The sequence below is a fragment of the Aureicoccus marinus genome (assembly GCF_002954325.1).
Taxonomy (GTDB): Bacteria; Bacteroidota; Bacteroidia; order Flavobacteriales; family Flavobacteriaceae; genus Aureicoccus; species Aureicoccus marinus.
On record NZ_MQVX01000001.1, the window covers coordinates 1,206,657 to 1,224,431 of the forward strand.

A 17,775-nucleotide genomic window follows, 5' to 3' on the forward strand; every position below is an offset into this window, starting at 1 on the left:
CTATTCTGATTTTCGCTGCGCATTCAACCAATCAAATAATCCAGGACTGGAGTAGGCCTTATCCCAGGAATTATGCCCCGTATTCTCATAGCGTTGGTACTCGACCTGCAGTCCTCTTTTTAAGAGGGCTTGGTACATCTGATCTGATTCACTCACCGGGATGATCGGGTCATCCACTCCATGAAACATTTTAATCGCTAAGTTTTTATCCAGCCAATGGGCATAAGGAACCGGAGTTCGACCGCACACAACAGCCAGGGCAGCAAATCGATCCGGAAACTGCACCGCTAATTCCCAGGCAGCACTTCCTCCTCGACTAAGACCGGTTAAATAGATTCGATTGGGATCAACTCCATAGTCCACTACGATTTGATCCAGTAGCGCTTTAACCGACCAGATGTCCCAAAATTTTTTTTTGTAAGGATTCTGAGGGGCCAGTACCAGAAACGGAAAAGGATAACCGTCAGCCATCATTTTAGGTGGGCCGTGCTTGGTTACATCAGCCAGTTCTCTACCCGACTCCCCTCCCCCGTGTAAAAAGAGTAATAGACCAAAATCTTCTGCAGTATCCTCACTGAAGTTCTGAGGCAGAAAAAGATAATAACTCAACTCCTTAGATTGATTCACTCTTTTCGTGTCTTCAATCAAGCTTGATTTTTGAGCACTGCATCCTTGACACAAAAACATCAATAAGACGAGGAGTTGGAACAATTTTCTCATGCTTAATATTAAGCAAATTCTAGAAGCTGTTAAAAAAAGACAAAGCCGAATACAAGAGGCTGTTCCCTTCGAAAAAGCACGTATATTGAAGATCTTTCAAAAATCAACACCTCATGAGCGAATACCACTTCCGAAAAGAACCGAATGACGACGAATTGAAACGCCGTTTTCAGAACTCCTTCAGTTTAGAACAAAAAATTGCCATTCTCGGCAGTTTGATTTCGATGGCATTCGCCGATGGGGATGGCAGTGATGACGAGGCCGAAATTGCCGCAATCGCAGCGGAGTTATTAGGCCTTGATCTTAAAGAGAAAGATGTTCACCGCTATATGGCGGATCCCTTGTACTACCTGGAGCAACTGAAGGTTTTAAATGAAGAACAAAAGAAATGGTATGTGAGGCTATTACACCTGATGATCGTGGCCGATGGAAAGATCGAAATCCGAGAACTGGATAAGCTTTTGGAATTCTTAGAAGTCATCGGTATCGATGAGGCGACCTACAAGCGTTACATGGAAGAAGATCAATAAAAAAACCGCCTAGAAAGTGTCCCCACGAAACTCTCCAGGCGGCCTAGCAACTGTGCTTTTAGGCTCTATTAAGCCACAGCACTCCTCTTTCCCCGAATCTGTTCTACAGGGAATTCTTTACGTCGGTTCAATCCGAGATCTTCTGCACTGCAATCGTACTTGCTCGTACATTCATTCACGGGCTTGCGCTCTCCGTATCCTCTGTAGGACAAAATATGTTCTTTTGGCACCCCATTATTAACCAGGTACTCATAGGTTGATTTAGCACGACGAGCCGATAAGCGGTCGTTGTATTCTGCACTTCCTGCCGGGTCGGTATGAGACTCCAAGCGAATCACCATTTCCGGATAAGTTTCGGTCATCAGTTTAACTACCTTATCGAGCTCTACCGCTGCATCAAGTCGAATAGTATTGTTGATCGGAGTACCCAAGTTAATGACATCGGAAAAGTCTCCTCTATCGGCATGCTGTTTGGGGAAACAGAACACCTTTATGACTATTTGCCTACAACTTTCGACGGGTCTTCCAACAGTATACCCAAGAGTGACAACAAATGCTTGGTATACTTCGCTTCCTTGTTTTTTTTTGTTCAATATGTTCGAGTGCGCATGATGAAGTCTCTATCGAAGTTGTTGATATTTGCCTTTCTGATTCTGGGAAGCTCGGGTAGTCTAAACGCACAATTGAGTGATTTGCACTATCTCCCTCCCATGAAGCAGGGACGCAACAATAAAGCAATCACAGAACAGGCAATTTATCTTTCGACACCTGAAACAACTGCCTTTTCCGTTGAGATTTACCGAGGAACCTCAGCAACACCTCTCACCACCATCACCCTCTCTAATGCTGCGCCTGTAGAGTACACCTTAGGGAATGGTGACAATGAAATTACCCTGGTTTCTAACAACAATACTGGAGTTGTTTTAACCAACAGTGGTTTACGTCTCGTAGCCCCTGGTGGAGAGCGATTTTATGTCAATTACCGCGGACGCAATAATTCTCAAGCAGCCTCCCTTACCTCTAAGGGGCGCAAGGCCATAGGAACAGAGTTCCGTTGGGGAGGAAGGCCGAACTGGACTTCCCACAATTCGGCCAGTAATACCCTCGGGATCATGGCTACGGTAGATAACACCACCTTTACCCTATCGGGCTACAATCCGGCCTGTGAATTCCGTCTACAGGGCAACGCTGGTGGATTAACGGCTGATTCGTACACTTTTACGCTGGATGCCAACGAGACTTTTGTTTTTGAGGCGTATAACACCCAGGTTTCCGCCAACAACGACGGTTGGCTTGGCGCGAGACTCGTTTCAGATCAACCCATTGTAATCAGCAATGGAGGCTTAAATATGGGGGTCAGTGCGAGCAGTAATAGTCGTGATGCTGGAATGGACCAACCAGTTCCGATCGATAACCTCGGAAAAGAATATGTCTTTGTCCGTGGGAACGGTAACAGTCAAACGGAAACCCCGGTAATTATTGCGACCCAGAACAACACGCAGATCTTCGTCAATGGTTCAGGTACGGCGATAGCTACGATCAATGACGGAGAGTACTTTGTCATTCCAGAGAGCAACTACAGTGTCTCCTCAGCGGGTGGAAATATGTATGTCACTACTTCAAAAGACGCCTATGCTTATCAATCCTTGGCTGGTAGCAGCTCCATCGTTTCGGTAGGGCTCAACTTTGTTGCTCCCATGAATTGTTTGATTCCGGATAATGTGAATAATATTCCAGACATCCAGAATGCTGCAGGGATTACACTAACCGGGGGAATCACCATCATAGCCTCCACCTCAACACCCGATGCAAATATTGTGGTAACCGACGGAAATGGAACGGTAACAAAGCCCGCTGCTGCTGCCATTACAGGAACAACGGACTGGAAAACTTTTTACATACCCAACCTGACAGGTAATGTCAGTGTGCAGTCCACAGGACCAGTAGCCGTAGGTTTTTTTGGAGTAAACGGAGCAAGAGGAATTGCCGGATACTTTTCTGGCTTTGACGTAGCGCCAAATACCAACCTGCAGATCACCGGAAACACCTGTCTCCCCGGTACACAATTGGAAGTGATTGGAGAAGTCTTTGACTCCTATCAATGGTATGGAGACGGAAATCTAATTCCAGGCGCGACAAATACTACCTATACCGCCACAGTCGCGGGGGATTATTTTGTGCGTGTAGCCAAAGGCCCCTGTTTCTATAACTCCAATAACCTCCAAGTTTATTACTGCGATCCGGATGTAGAACTCAACAAAACGGCTGACGCCAGTGAATACGATGAAGGCGATACCATTACCTACACCCTTTCAGTAACCAATTGGGCTGAAGATCCAGCTACAAATCTCGTCGTTACCGATAATTTGCCTCCTGGCATTACGCTGCAAAGTGGTACCCCAACCGCTGGAACCTACACTTCTCCAACCTGGACTATTGGGACCTTAATTAGTGGACAAATGGAATCCTTGACTCTAGTGGCCACCATTGACGACATAACATCGGTCAATGCTATCGGTACCCTGGTCAATATTGCTTCCAATAGCCAGGACCAAAGCGATACCAATATTACCAGAGATAGTCCCAGTGTCTATGTTGTTGTTCATAACGACTCCGATAACGATGGTGTTCGGGATCAGACGGATGTAGACGATGACAATGACGGAATCTACGATACGGTTGAATGTACTATTGGCGAAACCAACTTAGCCCTTACCGGCTCGGCAACTTCCAGCAGCACCTATCCTGGAGGAGACGCCAGCAAAGTAATCGACGGCGACACCAATGGCGCATGGGCCGGGGGGTCTGTGGCTGCTACCCAGAATACGACTGCCAACGAGTGGATCACTGTTGATTTGGGCAGTGTACAATACGTAGATGAAATCCGAATTTGGAACCGGACAGATTGCTGCAGCGATCGGCTTTCCAATGCTTATGTTTTTGCCTCTTCTACAGCATTCCCTTCAGGGACTGTATTGCAAGACTCTTTTGACAACGCCAGTTTCGCTTATCAATTAGGGAATACCAGTGGGGTAACCGAAAACAACTTCCAAGTTTCTCAATCGATACGCTACATTCGACTACAATTGTCCGGTGATAATGTTGGTGCTAATTATCTCAATATCGGGGAAATTCAAGCGATCCGTTATGACTATTGTGATACGGATACAGACAACATACCGGATCATCTCGACACAGATACCGATGCGGACGGTTGCCCTGATGCTATTGAAGCCTATGCAGATCTCAACGCTGATGGTGGGGACGGTCCGGAATACGGGACTGGATCACCCCCAGCCATCAACGGAGACGGATCTGTCAGTGGAGCTGCCTACACTACCCCTGCCGATGGAGGCACCAACGGAACCCCGGACTTTCAAGAAAATGGACCTGTGCCCAATATCAGTACACAACCTGCCGATGAAATGACCCTTATACCAAACAATGGCAGCATCGATATTGTGAGTACAAACACCAGTACCTATCAGTGGCAGGTCAGTACTGATGGTGGCAGCAACTACACTGATATTGCAGAGGGGACGGATTATTCCGGAACGCAAACCGCCAACTTAACCTTACTGAATCCAAGCCTAGAAATGGATGGGTATCTCTACAGAGCTATCTTGCAAAATGACAATTGGATCTGCGGATCAGTCACCTCATCTCCTGCAGAACTCGATGTACGACTCGGTACTATTATCACCAATCGACGCGTTACAATTCGAGTAAATCCAAATTAAAGAAGTGAAAAGGACCACAGTATTATTATTCTTCCTACTTCTCGGGATAATCCGAGCCACTCCTCTTATCGCTCAAAGCCAACCTCCTGTTGCACAGAATGATATCTATGCAATCTTAGTTAGTCAGACGTTGAATACAGTAGCCGGGCAGAGTCTTCTCAATAACGATTCTGACCCTGAAGGCACCTCACTTCTGGTTAGACCCAGACCCTTTACCGCCGCTAGTTCAGGAACTCTAAACCTAAACACCGATGGAACATTTAGCTTCACCCCTGTTTTTGGAAGCCTCGCCAATGTCAGTTTCGCCTATCTCGCCTGTGAAGATACGGACAGTCCCGAACTCGTTTCTCAATTTGACTTTGACACCAACCCTTTGACCCAAGCTACTGTTGGTCCAGACGCAAGCAGTATTAACCCCAACACAGAACAGGCTGGATGCGGGATTCGGACAACAACCTCTGGTGGAAGTGTTGGTCTCGATATCGAGGTACCGAATACCGGTAATATTTTCAATTTTACTGGTTTTAGAACGGAGTTCACCTACCGGGACCAAGAGGGTCAGGCTGACATTGTAAGTGGAGGAAATTTTAGGATTTATCACATAACCGCTAATGCAGTTGGAATACAACTGAACTTAATTAATGGAGATACGGGAGCTGCCCTGACCATAACACAGAACCTGGGTAATTTTGCAGCCGGGGATTCCGATTATACCATTGAATATGACGAAATAAATGGTGACCTTATCTACACCGTAAATGGAAGCACTCAAACTTTCAGTGATGTAGCTCCTGATTTTTCTTTTATTGATTCCTCCCTCGCCAGTGGCATAACCATAGGAGAACGTATGGATGGTGCTCGAAAGGCCAACCCGTCTCTTTGCGCAATCGCTATTTACGATACCAGTAACCAATGCGATTCAGCCACTGTGGCCTTAAATATCATGTCTTCCGTGATTACCAACAAGCGTATTACTTTCCGGGTTAATCCACTATAGGAAGAATTTTTGCACGCTCCAATAGCAGGGACTACTTTTGCCATCGCCAAACCAAATGCACACAAGATGATCAAGGCTTTTATTTTTGATTTAGACGGGGTGATTACCGATACCGCAGAACACCACTACCTGGCCTGGAACCGCTTGGCCGGTGAGCTCGGCTGGAACTTCGATCGAGAAGTAAATGAAAAACTAAGGGGGGTATCAAGAATGGATTCTATACGCATCATTCAGGCCCACAACAACGTGAGTCTGCCAGAAGAAGAACTGACCGAACTGGCTACTCGCAAAAACGAGTACTACTTACAAGGCCTTGAGCATATCAGCCCGGAAGATTTTTTACCTGGTGCAAAGGAATTATTAACCCAGTTAAAATCAGCTGGCTACAAGATCGCCCTAGGCAGCGCAAGTAAAAACTCCCACAAAGTATTAGAGCAATTACAGGGCAAAGCGTTCTTCGATGTTATTGGAGATGGCAACAGCGTTGACAAAAGCAAACCAGCACCGGATATCTTCCTATTCGGAGCAGAACAATTGGGCTATAAACCCGCGGAATGCATTGTTTTTGAGGATGCAGAAAGCGGAGTAGATGCAGCCAAAGCAGGTGGATTTTACAGTGTAGGAATTGGTCCTGAGGAGCGCGTAGGTCATGCCGATCTGCGATTCGACAGCATGAAAGAGGCTACCCTTTTCAGTGTCAAATCCCACTTTCAGGATCTTTTTTAGTTTTTAAACTTCGTCTAGAGGAAAACGCTTGCGCTGTTGTCTTCGACGGATGCGATCCAAGGCAAAAAAACAAGAAGGGAAGTGTAGCATAGATCCATCCGGAATAGGCCGCTCCGTACCCTCCCCAGATCAAGACGATCAGGACAGACTTGCTCGTCTCCTAAAATAAACTAAATGTATTGGTTGAGAATGGACTCATAAAGCTCTTGTTTTCCGCTAGTTTGCTCAGGCTCCTTTCCTTCACTTGCCAAGGTATACAAGTCTTCTAGGTCTAATTTACCGGCTTCAAACTCCGCCCCTTTACCCGAATCAAATGAAGCATATCGATTTTTCCTAAGGCCCGTGTAAGCTGATTTTTCGAGTATGGCCTCCGCCGCTAATAATGAGCGTGCAAAGGTGTCAGCACCAGAAATATGGGCGATGAACAAATCTTCTAAATCGGTTGAATTCCGTCTGGTTTTGGCATCAAAATTTATACCGCCTCCTTGGAGGCCTCCACTCTGCAGAATGACCATCATCGCCTCGGTACATTCGTAGAGGTCGATTGGGAATTGATCGGTATCCCAACCGTTTTGATAGTCTCCCCGATTGGCATCTATACTTCCCAGCATTCCTGCATCAGCGGCGACCTGGAGTTCATGCTGAAAAGTATGTTGTGCCAAGGTCGCATGGTTGACTTCGATATTGAGTTTGAAGTCGTTCTCTAAACCGTATTGTCGGATGGTGTTTATAGAAGTGGCGGCATCAAAATCATACTGGTGTTTTGAGGGTTCACAGGGTTTTGGCTCGATAAAGAAAGTTCCGGTAAAGCCTTGCTTTCTTGCATAGTCTTTGGCCATATTTAAAAAAGCCCCCAAATGATCTTGTTCCCGTTTCATATCGGTATTGAGCAACGACATATATCCCTCTCGTCCTCCCCAAAACACATAATTTTCACCCCCAAGCGCAATGGTTATATCCAGTGCCAATTTTACTTGAGCCGCGGCATGTGCCACAATTTTAAAATCGGGATTGGTTGCGGCACCATTCATATAGCGTGGATGTGAAAAGCAGTTGGCAGTACCCCAGAGTAACTTCACTCCAGATGCCTTCTGCTTAGCGCTGAGATAATCCACCATGCTTTGAAGACGCTTTTCCGACTCCAGTAATGTATGGCCTTCATCAATAAGATCATAATCGTGAAAACAGTAATAGCCAAATCCCATTTTAGTCAAAAACTCAAAACCAGCATCAGCTTTATCCCGTGCCATTCGAACTGGATCAGAGGACTGGGACCATGGGAAATTTTTGGTGCCCGGACCAAATGGGTCTCCACCTGTTCCGCAGAGGGTATGCCAATAGGCCATGGCGAACTTAAAATGCTCTCTCATGGTCTTACCTGCAACCAGGTGATCTGGATTGTAATATTTAAAGGCCAATGGATTGTCCGATTGTTTTCCTTCGTATTGAATGATGCCTATACCTTTAAAGTATTCTCGATCTCCTAGTAGTATCATGCTTCTTGTATGCGTTTAAGTAACTCTGTTTTCCAGACCTCATAGGCCTCTAAATAGTGTTTATTCTGTTTCTCAGGGTAATAGGATTTGAGGTAATCCTGCAGTATCATCTGCTTGAATTCTATCTTTCGGTCTTCTGCCAAAGCACAGGCTCGAGCCGCCCCTTCAGCCCCAGTGGTTTCAAAGACTTCAATTTCTACTTGCAATAGATTGGCTACTGTTTGAGCCATCACCTTTGATTGAAAGAGGTTGTCATTGCCCGTCCGTATGCTTTGGGTATTAACCCCTTCCTTGGCTAATAGCTCGAAGCCATAATAAAAAGAAAAAGCTATTCCCTCTAAGCCTGCCCGGCAGAGGTGTGCTCTGTTATGGCGGTTGAAATTCAGACCACTTATATGTCCTCCTAAATTGCGATTTTCTAAGATCCGCTCTGCTCCATTCCCAAATGGGAGAATGCTCAATCCTTCAGATCCGATAGGTACTTGTTCAGCCAATTTATTCATCTCAGTATACGATAACCCATCAAAAAGTTGCGATAGCCAACGGTAGAGAATACCACATCCATTAATACAGAGTAAGGTTCCTAACCGTCTACGAGAAGCGTTGTGATTGACGTGTAAAAAATGATTGAGGCGATTCAATTCTTTAAAGGAAGTTGAATCGTTTACGGCATAGACCACTCCTGAGGTTCCCCCGGTAGCAGCAACTTGACCCGGGTCCATTACGTGCAAGGAAAGGGCATTATTCGGCTGATCACCAGCCCGATAGAGCAATGGTGTACCCGCAGAAATCCCAAGCGCCTTCGCAGCCGATGAAGAGACTTGTCCCTGCTCACCGAGTATAGGTACCAACTGTGGAAGTAGTTCTGTAGCACCAGGAATCGCTCGTAGCATTTCCATCGCAGGTCCGTTCTTATAAAAATCCCACATTATGCCTTCAGAAAGGCCTGTGGAGGTTGTGCTTGGCACTCCAGTTAATCTGAAAGCCAAGTAGTCCCCAGGCAACATAAAGTATTTGGCTTTCGCGAATAACTCTGGCTCAAAGGATCGAACCCAATCTAACTTAGAGGCGGTAAAATTACCCGGATTATTAAGTAAATGATCTACACAATATTGCTGCCCGAGAGATTTCCCTAAGGCTAAGCCTGAATCAATCGCTCGACTATCGCACCAGATGATAGCATCTCGTAAAGGGTCACCGCTTTGATCTAATAAAACAAGACCATGCATTTGATATCCGATTCCAATACCGATGACTTTTGAGGGGGGTACACCTGCCTTTTCAAATAAACGAAGAACTCCGCTGACCAGGTATTCCCACCACTGAGCAGGGGACTGTTCAGCCCAATCCTGTTGTGCAGATGAAATGGACATTTCCTGCTCTGGGTAACTGATCATCTCTTTTCGAAGGCCGGTATCCGATGCTACCAATGCCAGCTTAAGAGATGAACTTCCAAGATCAATTCCTAAATAATACACCTTTTAACCTTTGTTCTGAATAAACTCTTTGTATAAAGCGATCGGCATCCAACCGGTCCAACCACAAAAGTCCCGTATCGACGGCATAGCGTAGGAGATCAAATCGGTCAAAACGAGGTCGAGAAGAGCCTGTATAAAAAAAGTTTCGTCATCCCCAGCGATTACTTTAAATCGATTAATTTCCAGGGCCTTTGCATCCATTTTACGTTGAAGTTCTTCACTAGTTTCAAGCTTAGCCAGATTAACCATTACCTCTTCTTTTTTGGGTGAACAAGTCGCCAAAGTTGTTGCCACAAGAGCACCTAAGCCCGAGGATTGATTAAGGCCTCTTCGTTTCATTGTTGGATCAATTTTGCTTGAAAATACAGCTCTATCCCCTTTAGAGCAAGTTTGATCATCTGGCATATCTCGATAAAAATTGTTAAAACATTCTTAAAAAAATTCCCGTTTTACACCTCATATCTATCAAAACCTCAGTATCTTTCCTTCATACTACCCATTAGCGCTCTTTTAGTTTGATCACAAAAGTCACCTATGAGACGGTTCTCCTTTGTTCCCCTGCTAGCAGCCTTCGTGCTGATTCTCACAAGCCTTCCTGTTGATGCCCATCCGAAAAAAGAAGAGAGGAGAGAAAAAGGCCTTAGCCAATTAGAACAGCTCGAAGAACACCAATCCGGTCAAAAGGAGCTCCCGCACGAAGAATATATTGATCTTCTCAATGAGCTAGCAATCAGTTACCGGTACAAAAACACCGATTGCATTCGGTTTTATTCCGAAATGGCTCTCAAGCATAACTCGGAAGAAGAGTACCTTAACGGGTATATCAATTCAGAGATTTACTTGGCTTACTATTACGCCGAAGCTTCCAAATATGACGAGTCACTGTTTCGATTTGAAAAACTGAGAACAAAAACAGATGAAATCGGTGATCCGGAATTAAGCGTGAACTTAATGCGCTTCCGAGTGATGTACGATCTTTTTTCTGGGAGTCAAAAAGACCTGATCAAACACACCTACGAAAGCATAGATCTTTGCCAGAAATATGGTTATAAGAAGCAAGAAGCCATTTTGCATCACAACCTTGGCTTTACTTATTACCGTTATGGCTTACATGATAAGGCAAAAGAAGAATACACCAAATCGGAGGCTTTGTGGAATGAACTCGACCAACCTGAGAATGCGGCGTATGCCTGCAGTAATATGGCATTAAATGCCGTAGATGCTGAGGATTACGAAACTTTCCATATCTACAGAAAGAAAAGTATAGACATCCTAAACTCCGAGACAGACCCGCTGTGGTCTAGTCGAGCGTATCGGGTATATGCCCACTACTACATCAAGAGAAATAACCTGGATTCTGCCCTTTACTGGACCGATAAAGCCCAAAAACTGATTAATCAGCTCAAAAATAAGCGAGACCAACTTGAACTAAACACCTTATACACAGACCTCTACATCCGTCGAATGGAATTAGACAAGGCAGAAGAACAAGCCATTGCCGCGATCCAACTCTCCAAATTCCTCAAGGACTCTATTGATTTGGTTGGGGCTTATGAAAACTACAAGAAGATCGCCATGCTTCAGGGAGACCAGGAAAAAGCCTATTCCCTTCTTCTTGAATACACCGATTTAAAAACAAAATTTGATCGAGTTGCAGCCAATCAAACGTTAGACTTTTTAAGGGCACAATCTCAGTACGACGCGGATATAGCGGCTAAAGAATCTGCCCTTGCAGAAAAGAACTGGATTATTCTGGGTATTCTCTTTCTCTTGTTCTGCGTATTAGCTATTCTCTACCTGGCGAGTCAGAATTACGCCAATCAAAAAGAGGCCAATAAAAAATTAAGTCAACTCAATGACTCCAAAGACAAACTTTTCTCTATTATCAGTCACGATCTGATTTCACCCGTCAATACACTTAAAGAAATGTTGACCCTGTACCGAGACAATGTTTTAAGTGAAAGTGAAGTACTAGAGTCCATTCCACGACTCAAATCAAGGGTCGATATGAGCTCCTTTGCCCTCAATAACTTACTCTATTGGGCCCAGACCCAGATGAGTGGATTTCATGCCAATCCTGTGGAAGTGGACTTAAAGAAGAGAGCTCAGATGACCTGTTCTTTTTTTAATGAGGATATAGAAAACAAGAATATTAGCCTGAATTGCGAAATTCCAGTAGGGTATAAAGCCCGCTTTGATGTGAACCATTTGGATGTGATCCTTCGAAACTTAGTTTCTAATGCCATTAAGTTCACACCGGAAGGTGGAGAAATCCAATTCAGAATAACCGAACTAGATAATCGCATCGCCTTTGAAGTGATCAATGAAGGGGTCAGCATTCCTACTGAAGTTATCCAGGCCCTCGAAGACGATCAGACGTATTCTTCGTCCCCTGGGACTCGTCAAGAAAAGGGTACTGGCGTTGGATTAAAAATAGCGAAAGAATTGACTGAACTCAATGGAGGAGAATTTGAATTGGTCACACCTGGGGTAGACGGAACAACCGTTCGAATCTATTTACCCAAAGTCTCACCTCTTAAAGCTGTGGTCTAAGCCTGATATGAAAACGCCTAAGTATTTATTGCTTCTTGGATTTTTTTATTCTTTTCTGCTCCCTTCTCCCCTGCATGGACAGGTTATGAGTAAAAAGGACAGCTTGGTTCAACGCTTTAATCAAGTCAATCAAGGGCGAATCACCCTAAGTACTTTGGAAGAAATCAACTTGCTGAATGATCTAGCCCAGACTTATAAATTCAGGGTGCCCGATAGTTTAAACTACTTTGCCCAAAAAGCACTTTATCTCAATTCTCCTGTTGTTTCCAAAAAGGCTAAAGTTCTTTCAAACATCTATTTAGGAGGCTATTATTCCGATAGAGCAGAGAAAGAAAAAGCATCGCTCTATTTCAGCTTTGCCTCAGAAGAAATCAAAACTTTGAATGCCCCTAAAATTGAAATCCTTCTCTTGCAAGAAATGCTCTCAATTACTTCTTCAATTACCGTTCTTATAAATGGCATAAATGCCTAGTAGACGCTATCAAGATCAGTATGGATCATGGTATGGAGTTGGAACATGGGATTCTGCATCACATTAAAGGGTATTTGTTTTACACCTACAATCTCTACGAAGAAGCTGAAAAGGAACAGAATAAAGCGGAGGATCTTTTTCGAAGAAATAATCATACTCGTCTTCTTACTAATGTCAAATCTAACCTGACTTTAAATGCCTTAGATTGGGGAAAGATTGAAGACTTTGAAATATACAGCAAAGAAACCCTTGATCTTCTGGAACAATACCCGAATCCACTCTGGTCGAGAAGAACCTATTACACGATTGCCAAATACCACTTAGGTATGGAGAATTTTAAAGAGGCTTACCGATGGAATTCAAAGGCGGTGGCTCCCTTAAAAAAAGTATCTCTTCTTAGAGACCAGTTAGAACACAATAACTTGCAGGCAGGAATCTACTTAGGACTTAAGCGTATAGATAGTGCTGCACATTACGCCTCTTTGGCTTACTCAATGGCTTCTCAATTGAACGATACCCTACAACTTATACAATCGCAGGAATACCTCAGTGAAATAGAAAAATTAAAGGGAAAAAATGAAGAAGCTTTTAGTCTGCTAATCAGTGCCCACGAAACAAGAGCCATCTACAACCAGACAGCTAAAACCAATCGCGTACGTTTTCTGAATGCAGATTTACAACTTAACAATCTGAAAAGGGAAAGAAGAGAGGCATTAGCGGAAAAATCCAAACAGCAGAACCGAGTAATGCTCTTTGGTTTTTTAAGCCTCGTTGGCTTATCCGTATTAGGACTTCAGGCGCTCCATAACAGAAGAACCGAACAGCGGCTGAATAAAGAGCTGGAAGCCAAAAACCTATCCAAGAACAAGCTCTTTTCTGTCGTTAGCCACGACTTAGTGAAACCGATAAACATTCTCAAAGAGAACCTGGCCCTTTATAAAAATAATCTGATAAGTAAAAAGGAAGTTCTTGGCAGTATTCCACAATTACAGAGCGAAGTAGAGCAAAGTTCTTTTACCCTAAACAACCTCCTCTACTGGGCGCAATCCCAAATGTCCGGAATCAAATCAAATCCAAAGCAGACCAAATTAAAGGAGCGCGTTAGCATCTCCCGTGAACTCTTTTCCCCCGAGATGCAAAGAAAAAGCTTGGATGTGGCCTGCGAAATTCCACAAGAATTAGACGTTTGGTTTGATGTAAACCACTTGGATGTCGTCATTCGAAATATGGTATCTAATGCTGTCAAATACACCCCCAAAGAGGGTAAAATTCGATTTAGGGCTTATGACGAAGGCGAGCATATATGCTTTGTCTTAACAAATGAAGGTGATAAAATCTCTCCTATTATCATCAATTTTTTCAATGATAAAAGCCCAAAAACGGATTCTGAGAAAGAACTTGAAGACACTCGCCTTGGAGTGGGTCTAAAAGTGATCAAGGAATTGGTGCTTTTAAATGATGGACGCCTTAAATTGAAGCATTGCAAAAAAGATGGAAATGTTTTGGTGATTCACATTCCAAAGGCAGAAACCCTAAAAGCTATTCTCTAGCGTACAACCCAAGTCCATCTAAAGGCAACTGAACCACTTCATCGCAATCCCCTTGACCATTGCAAAGAAAATTTCCTTCTCGCGACAACGAGCTAAGGCGGATGACCGGACCACAACAATCCACCTGAACCGTCCTCACCCCCATATCCAATTGAAAGTTAACACCATCCACGGTAAAGAGAATGGGGCTGTTTTGATAGAGTACAAGGATTATGCGGTTATTATCTGCATCGACCTGCCCCACCGACGTAAATCCTTGCTGGGTTACTTGAATTAAGGCGTTGGGATTTTCTTCAAGGTAATTGTTCCCATTTATGGTTAATTCAACCTCAACAAGATCCCCACAAAAAACACTGACAACGGAGCAATCCACTGAGGATTGTGGTTCACAAGAAACAAAGAGAAATAAAGGAAGGACTAAAGTGAAAATAGATTTGCGCATATTCATTTTCTTTATTGGTTATTAAGGAGATACGAGAAGGCACAAACGTTGCTTCAATCCACTTAACTTCCCGCAAGAGGGCTTCCAAATAGCCCAACAGCCATCTCGGCCCAGAGCAAGAGAAAAAGCAATACAATCCCTGTAATTAAACCCCAGCGGTATTTTCTGGTAAGGGGTTGGCTAAGAAGAAAGGAGATTAATAATCCAAAGCCAGCTAAAAGGAGCGCAGCAACCCCAAAATCCACCATATCCCAGTTGACTTCAGGGCTAAACTGCATAGCCACTAAAGGGATACACAACAAAACAGCGACCGTAACCAGTACAGTCAAGACTTGTTTTTTTGAAATAGAGACCATTTCAACACATTTTAACTAAACATGTATGCTGCTGACTTCAAGTTAGTCTAAAGAGTTCAAAATGAATATAAACAACTGTAAATAGGACACTTAGACCCGACCTGCCAATTTTTTCATCGCACTCACAAATTGATCCAACTCTGCTGTTGTTGTATAAACATTGGGGGTAATTCTGCATCCCTGAACATTGGCGTAATCGATGGCTACCGTCCAAACCCCAAACTCATTCAGAAGCGTTTTCGCAAGGACTGCAGGTTTCATCCCTTCTATACCGACATTGGCAATACCACAGCTTCGAACAGGATCCTTAGGCGTGTTCACTACAATGTTCTTTTCTTCCCGAAGCTGATCGCTCCAATACCGCTGAATAAACCGAAGACGGTTCTCTTTGCGTTCCAGACCCATCATTTCTAAGTAATCCATAGCGTCCTCAATCGTCAGATCCGTATGAACCGGATGGGTCCCGGTATGATTGAGTCTTTTGATATTCTCGCGATCGGTAACATGATCAGCAAGCAAAGGCCAAACCCTTCCCAATTGTTTTTTAGCCACAAAAAGTAAGCCCGCCCCTAAGGGAACACTCAACCATTTATGTAAACTAGAGCCGTAATAATCACAACCCAGGGCTTTTACATCTACCGGGATATGTCCGACGCAATGCGCTCCGTCGACCAAAACTTCGACCCCGTATGAATGGGCCATATCACAGATTTTACGAACCGGTAAAATATGCCCGGTGATATTGATCATGTGACAGATCATCAGCATCTTGGTCTTGGAGGTGATTTGCTTTTCGTACAGCTCCACGATTTCTTCATCTGATTGAGGATGATTGGGCACCGAAACTTCTTTGCACCGGATACCATATCGCGCCTCCATTTGTTTGAAATGGTTTTTCATGGCGCCATAATCCTGAATAGCGTATATCGCTTCATCTCCTTTCTTCCAAGGGTAGCCACCAATAACCAAATCCAGAGATTCCGTCGTATTACGCGTGATGACCACTTCTTCTTTTGAACAATTAATCAACCCTCCCAAGCGGTTGGCTACCCGGTCTTTATTTTCCCACTGTTCTGTACGCATATAATAAGAGCCCTCGTAATTCACCCGTCGAATGTGCTCCATATATTTATTCAGGATGGGGGTAGGCACAAAATTGTAGTAGCCATTTTCTAAATTGATATAATCGGGTTTAAGCGCATAATCCATCCGAATACGTTTCCAAAAAGCTTCTTCCTCGGAGGGATAGGGTGCATTTAAGGAAGTGAAATGCTGCTCTGATGCCTGCAGCGGCATGACAGCGCCGGCAAGAGCTGCTTGTCCGACCCGTTTGAGAAATTGGCGTTTTTTCATGGCTTATCGATTGTCGTCTTGGATTACAAGTTAATCAAGACATTTTGAAATTAGCTACCTTCCCTACCTAGTTCCGTATTATGAAGCGCATCTTTACTATCGCCTTTGCCCTATCTGTAATTCTTTACGCCTGTAAATCAACCGAGAAAACGGGCTATCAGGGCCAGGGACCTACGCCTTTAGTCTCTACCAAAACCAAACCGGTACAAAAGCAGTGGAAAGGTCAATGGGCCTTTCAAGACAGCACGGTATACTTCAGCAATGAATTTGACGGGGCTCGATTAAACGGTGTTGCCTACGACAGTTTGAATCACTACACGGCCTGGATTACAGCGGAGAATACCCCGATTAATGTTAGTCCCTGGTACGGATTTCAAGTCTGGAGCAAGACCCCTCAAGAGATTTTAATCCGACTTTCTTACCAAAACAGCCGCAGTCGTTATTATCCTAAAATAAGCCGAGACGGCTTAAGTTTTACTACCATCGACAGCACCCAATTTACTCTTGTCAATCCTGGTGAAGGTCTTTTTGGGATCAAGGCTGCGCCTGAGTTCGCAGAAATACGCTTGAACATCGATGATCAACCCACCTGGATCACCGCTCAAGAGCTCTACACTTCTTCGCGCGTCAAACAATGGATAGATACCTTGTCTTTAAATGAGTATGTGCGGACCGAAGTAATGGGAGAAAGCCGCGAAGGACGACCCATGCATCTGCTCGAAGTAAATGGGAACTCTTCCAAGAAAGCCCTGTTGATTATTTCGCGGCAACACCCTCCTGAAGTGACTGGTTTTCTGGCCATGAAGTCTTTTATGGAAACCCTGGCCGGAGACAGCGAACAAGCCAAAAACTTCCGAAATCACTTCACCATCTATAACTTTCCACTCATGAATCCCGATGGAGTTGACAATGGACACTGGAGGCACAATATGGGAGGAATTGACCTGAACCGGGACTGGTCAGCCTTCAACCAACCCGAAACCCGAGTCGTTCGGGATTTTTTGAAAAGCAAAAGTGAAGCCGGCACTCAATTCGTATTCGGAGCTGATTTTCACTCTACCTGGGATGATATCTACTACCCCTTAGACACCACAATCACCGGGGAACGAGGACAAATCGTTTTTGACTGGATTGAATCCATTTCTAAGCGTTTGCCTGCTAAGCAAACCAATGTGAGCGCCTCGACCAAATTGTTTCCGACCATGGTTTCCAGAAACCACTTCTTTGCCGAATACCAAATGCCCGCGATCGTCTTTGAGCTGGGAGACAATACGCCACGGGATTTCCTTAAGCAAAAAGGACAAGTCGCTGCCGAGGAACTGATGCGGCTCTTGATGGAAAATAAGGTGGAATAAATTAGTT

At 44.3% G+C, this 17,775-nt stretch carries 16 protein-coding genes; 8 read left to right on the forward strand and 8 right to left on the reverse strand.

Annotated features, from left to right (window positions below):
• Positions 1 to 720 (reverse strand): carboxylesterase family protein, encoded by a 720-nt coding sequence (locus BST99_RS05605; protein WP_105000924.1) that lies wholly within the window; start codon positions 718 to 720, stop codon positions 1 to 3.
• A gap of 113 nt (positions 721 to 833) precedes the next feature.
• Here BST99_RS05605 and BST99_RS05610 point away from each other — a divergent pair, with 113 nt between their 5' ends.
• Complete coding sequence (locus BST99_RS05610; RefSeq protein ID WP_105000925.1) at positions 834 to 1,250, forward strand: TerB family tellurite resistance protein; 417 nt, start codon at positions 834 to 836, stop codon at positions 1,248 to 1,250.
• Between the two features lie 68 nt (positions 1,251 to 1,318).
• Here the strand turns inward: BST99_RS05610 and BST99_RS05615 are convergent, their stop codons facing one another.
• The gene (locus BST99_RS05615) at positions 1,319 to 1,738 is read right to left on the reverse strand and encodes an OmpA family protein (RefSeq protein ID WP_181044159.1); all 420 of its coding nucleotides are present in this window, start codon (positions 1,736 to 1,738) and stop codon (positions 1,319 to 1,321) included.
• A 120-nt stretch (positions 1,739 to 1,858) separates the two neighbouring features.
• On the opposite strand from BST99_RS05615, the gene BST99_RS14310 reads away from it, so the two are divergent.
• From BST99_RS14310 to pgmB, 3 genes are read left to right on the forward strand one after another with little or no spacing between them, the layout of a single operon-like run.
• Positions 1,859 to 4,990, forward strand: coding sequence for a discoidin domain-containing protein (locus tag BST99_RS14310; RefSeq protein ID WP_219843816.1), 3,132 nt, complete (start codon positions 1,859 to 1,861; stop codon positions 4,988 to 4,990).
• Between the two features lie 4 nt (positions 4,991 to 4,994).
• Positions 4,995 to 5,987, forward strand: coding sequence for an Ig-like domain-containing protein (locus tag BST99_RS05625; protein ID WP_146106214.1), 993 nt, complete (start codon positions 4,995 to 4,997; stop codon positions 5,985 to 5,987).
• Positions 5,988 to 5,996: 9 nt separating this feature from the next.
• Positions 5,997 to 6,713 (forward strand): beta-phosphoglucomutase, encoded by a 717-nt coding sequence (gene pgmB, locus BST99_RS05630; protein ID WP_245916194.1) that lies wholly within the window; start codon positions 5,997 to 5,999, stop codon positions 6,711 to 6,713.
• Positions 6,714 to 6,883: 170 nt separating this feature from the next.
• Here the strand turns inward: pgmB and xylA are convergent, their stop codons facing one another.
• From xylA to BST99_RS05645, 3 genes are read right to left on the reverse strand one after another with little or no spacing between them, the layout of a single operon-like run.
• Entirely contained in the window at positions 6,884 to 8,209 is a 1,326-nt protein-coding gene (xylA, locus tag BST99_RS05635; protein ID WP_105000929.1) for a xylose isomerase, read from the reverse strand.
• Complete coding sequence (locus BST99_RS05640; RefSeq protein WP_105000930.1) at positions 8,206 to 9,687, reverse strand: xylulokinase; 1,482 nt, start codon at positions 9,685 to 9,687, stop codon at positions 8,206 to 8,208. The genes xylA and BST99_RS05640 overlap by 4 nt, the downstream gene beginning before the upstream one ends.
• 3 nt (positions 9,688 to 9,690) lie before the next feature.
• Complete coding sequence (locus BST99_RS05645; RefSeq protein WP_105000931.1) at positions 9,691 to 10,092, reverse strand: hypothetical protein; 402 nt, start codon at positions 10,090 to 10,092, stop codon at positions 9,691 to 9,693.
• Between the two features lie 129 nt (positions 10,093 to 10,221).
• On the opposite strand from BST99_RS05645, the gene BST99_RS05650 reads away from it, so the two are divergent.
• The 3 genes from BST99_RS05650 to BST99_RS05660 are packed head-to-tail and all read left to right on the forward strand — an operon-like array spanning position 10,222 to position 14,262.
• Positions 10,222 to 12,240, forward strand: coding sequence for a tetratricopeptide repeat-containing sensor histidine kinase (locus BST99_RS05650; RefSeq protein WP_105000932.1), 2,019 nt, complete (start codon positions 10,222 to 10,224; stop codon positions 12,238 to 12,240).
• A 7-nt stretch (positions 12,241 to 12,247) separates the two neighbouring features.
• A complete protein-coding gene (locus tag BST99_RS05655; RefSeq protein ID WP_105000933.1) occupies positions 12,248 to 12,712 on the forward strand; it encodes a hypothetical protein in 465 nt (154 codons plus the stop codon).
• A 20-nt stretch (positions 12,713 to 12,732) separates the two neighbouring features.
• On the forward strand, positions 12,733 to 14,262 hold the full coding sequence (locus BST99_RS05660) for a sensor histidine kinase (RefSeq protein WP_105000934.1): 1,530 nt from the start codon (positions 12,733 to 12,735) through the stop codon (positions 14,260 to 14,262).
• Here BST99_RS05660 and BST99_RS05665 read toward each other — a convergent pair.
• From BST99_RS05665 to BST99_RS05675, 3 genes are all read right to left on the reverse strand, one after another.
• Complete coding sequence (locus tag BST99_RS05665; protein ID WP_146106215.1) at positions 14,252 to 14,704, reverse strand: hypothetical protein; 453 nt, start codon at positions 14,702 to 14,704, stop codon at positions 14,252 to 14,254. The two genes, BST99_RS05660 and BST99_RS05665, sit on opposite strands and share 11 nt — an antisense overlap.
• Before the next feature lie 62 nt (positions 14,705 to 14,766).
• A complete protein-coding gene (locus BST99_RS05670; RefSeq protein WP_105000936.1) occupies positions 14,767 to 15,060 on the reverse strand; it encodes a hypothetical protein in 294 nt (97 codons plus the stop codon).
• 90 nt (positions 15,061 to 15,150) lie between these two features.
• The gene (locus BST99_RS05675; protein ID WP_105000937.1) at positions 15,151 to 16,413 is read right to left on the reverse strand and encodes an aminotransferase class V-fold PLP-dependent enzyme; all 1,263 of its coding nucleotides are present in this window, start codon (positions 16,411 to 16,413) and stop codon (positions 15,151 to 15,153) included.
• An 80-nt stretch (positions 16,414 to 16,493) separates the two neighbouring features.
• Here BST99_RS05675 and BST99_RS05680 point away from each other — a divergent pair, with 80 nt between their 5' ends.
• On the forward strand, positions 16,494 to 17,768 hold the full coding sequence (locus BST99_RS05680; RefSeq protein ID WP_105000938.1) for a M14 family metallopeptidase: 1,275 nt from the start codon (positions 16,494 to 16,496) through the stop codon (positions 17,766 to 17,768).
• Positions 17,769 to 17,775: the final 7 nt, after the last annotated feature.

Bases quoted from the DNA above. Each gene is read 5' to 3' on its own strand.
- BST99_RS05680 (WP_105000938.1), top strand. From the start codon at position 16,494: ATGAAGCGCATCTTTACTATCGCCTTTGCCCTATCTGTAATTCTTTAC.
- BST99_RS05610 (WP_105000925.1), top strand. From the start codon at position 834: ATGAGCGAATACCACTTCCGAAAAGAACCGAATGACGACGAATTGAAA.
- BST99_RS05605 (WP_105000924.1), bottom strand. From the start codon at position 720: ATGAGAAAATTGTTCCAACTCCTCGTCTTATTGATGTTTTTGTGTCAA.
- BST99_RS05650 (WP_105000932.1), top strand. From the start codon at position 10,222: ATGAGACGGTTCTCCTTTGTTCCCCTGCTAGCAGCCTTCGTGCTGATT.
- BST99_RS05655 (WP_105000933.1), top strand. From the start codon at position 12,248: ATGAAAACGCCTAAGTATTTATTGCTTCTTGGATTTTTTTATTCTTTT.
- BST99_RS05645 (WP_105000931.1), bottom strand. From the start codon at position 10,092: ATGCCAGATGATCAAACTTGCTCTAAAGGGGATAGAGCTGTATTTTCA.
- BST99_RS05660 (WP_105000934.1), top strand. From the start codon at position 12,733: ATGGATCATGGTATGGAGTTGGAACATGGGATTCTGCATCACATTAAA.
- BST99_RS05675 (WP_105000937.1), bottom strand. From the start codon at position 16,413: ATGAAAAAACGCCAATTTCTCAAACGGGTCGGACAAGCAGCTCTTGCC.
- BST99_RS14310 (WP_219843816.1), top strand. From the start codon at position 1,859: ATGATGAAGTCTCTATCGAAGTTGTTGATATTTGCCTTTCTGATTCTG.
- BST99_RS05665 (WP_146106215.1), bottom strand. From the start codon at position 14,704: ATGCGCAAATCTATTTTCACTTTAGTCCTTCCTTTATTTCTCTTTGTT.
- xylA (WP_105000929.1), bottom strand. From the start codon at position 8,209: ATGATACTACTAGGAGATCGAGAATACTTTAAAGGTATAGGCATCATT.
- BST99_RS05670 (WP_105000936.1), bottom strand. From the start codon at position 15,060: ATGGTCTCTATTTCAAAAAAACAAGTCTTGACTGTACTGGTTACGGTC.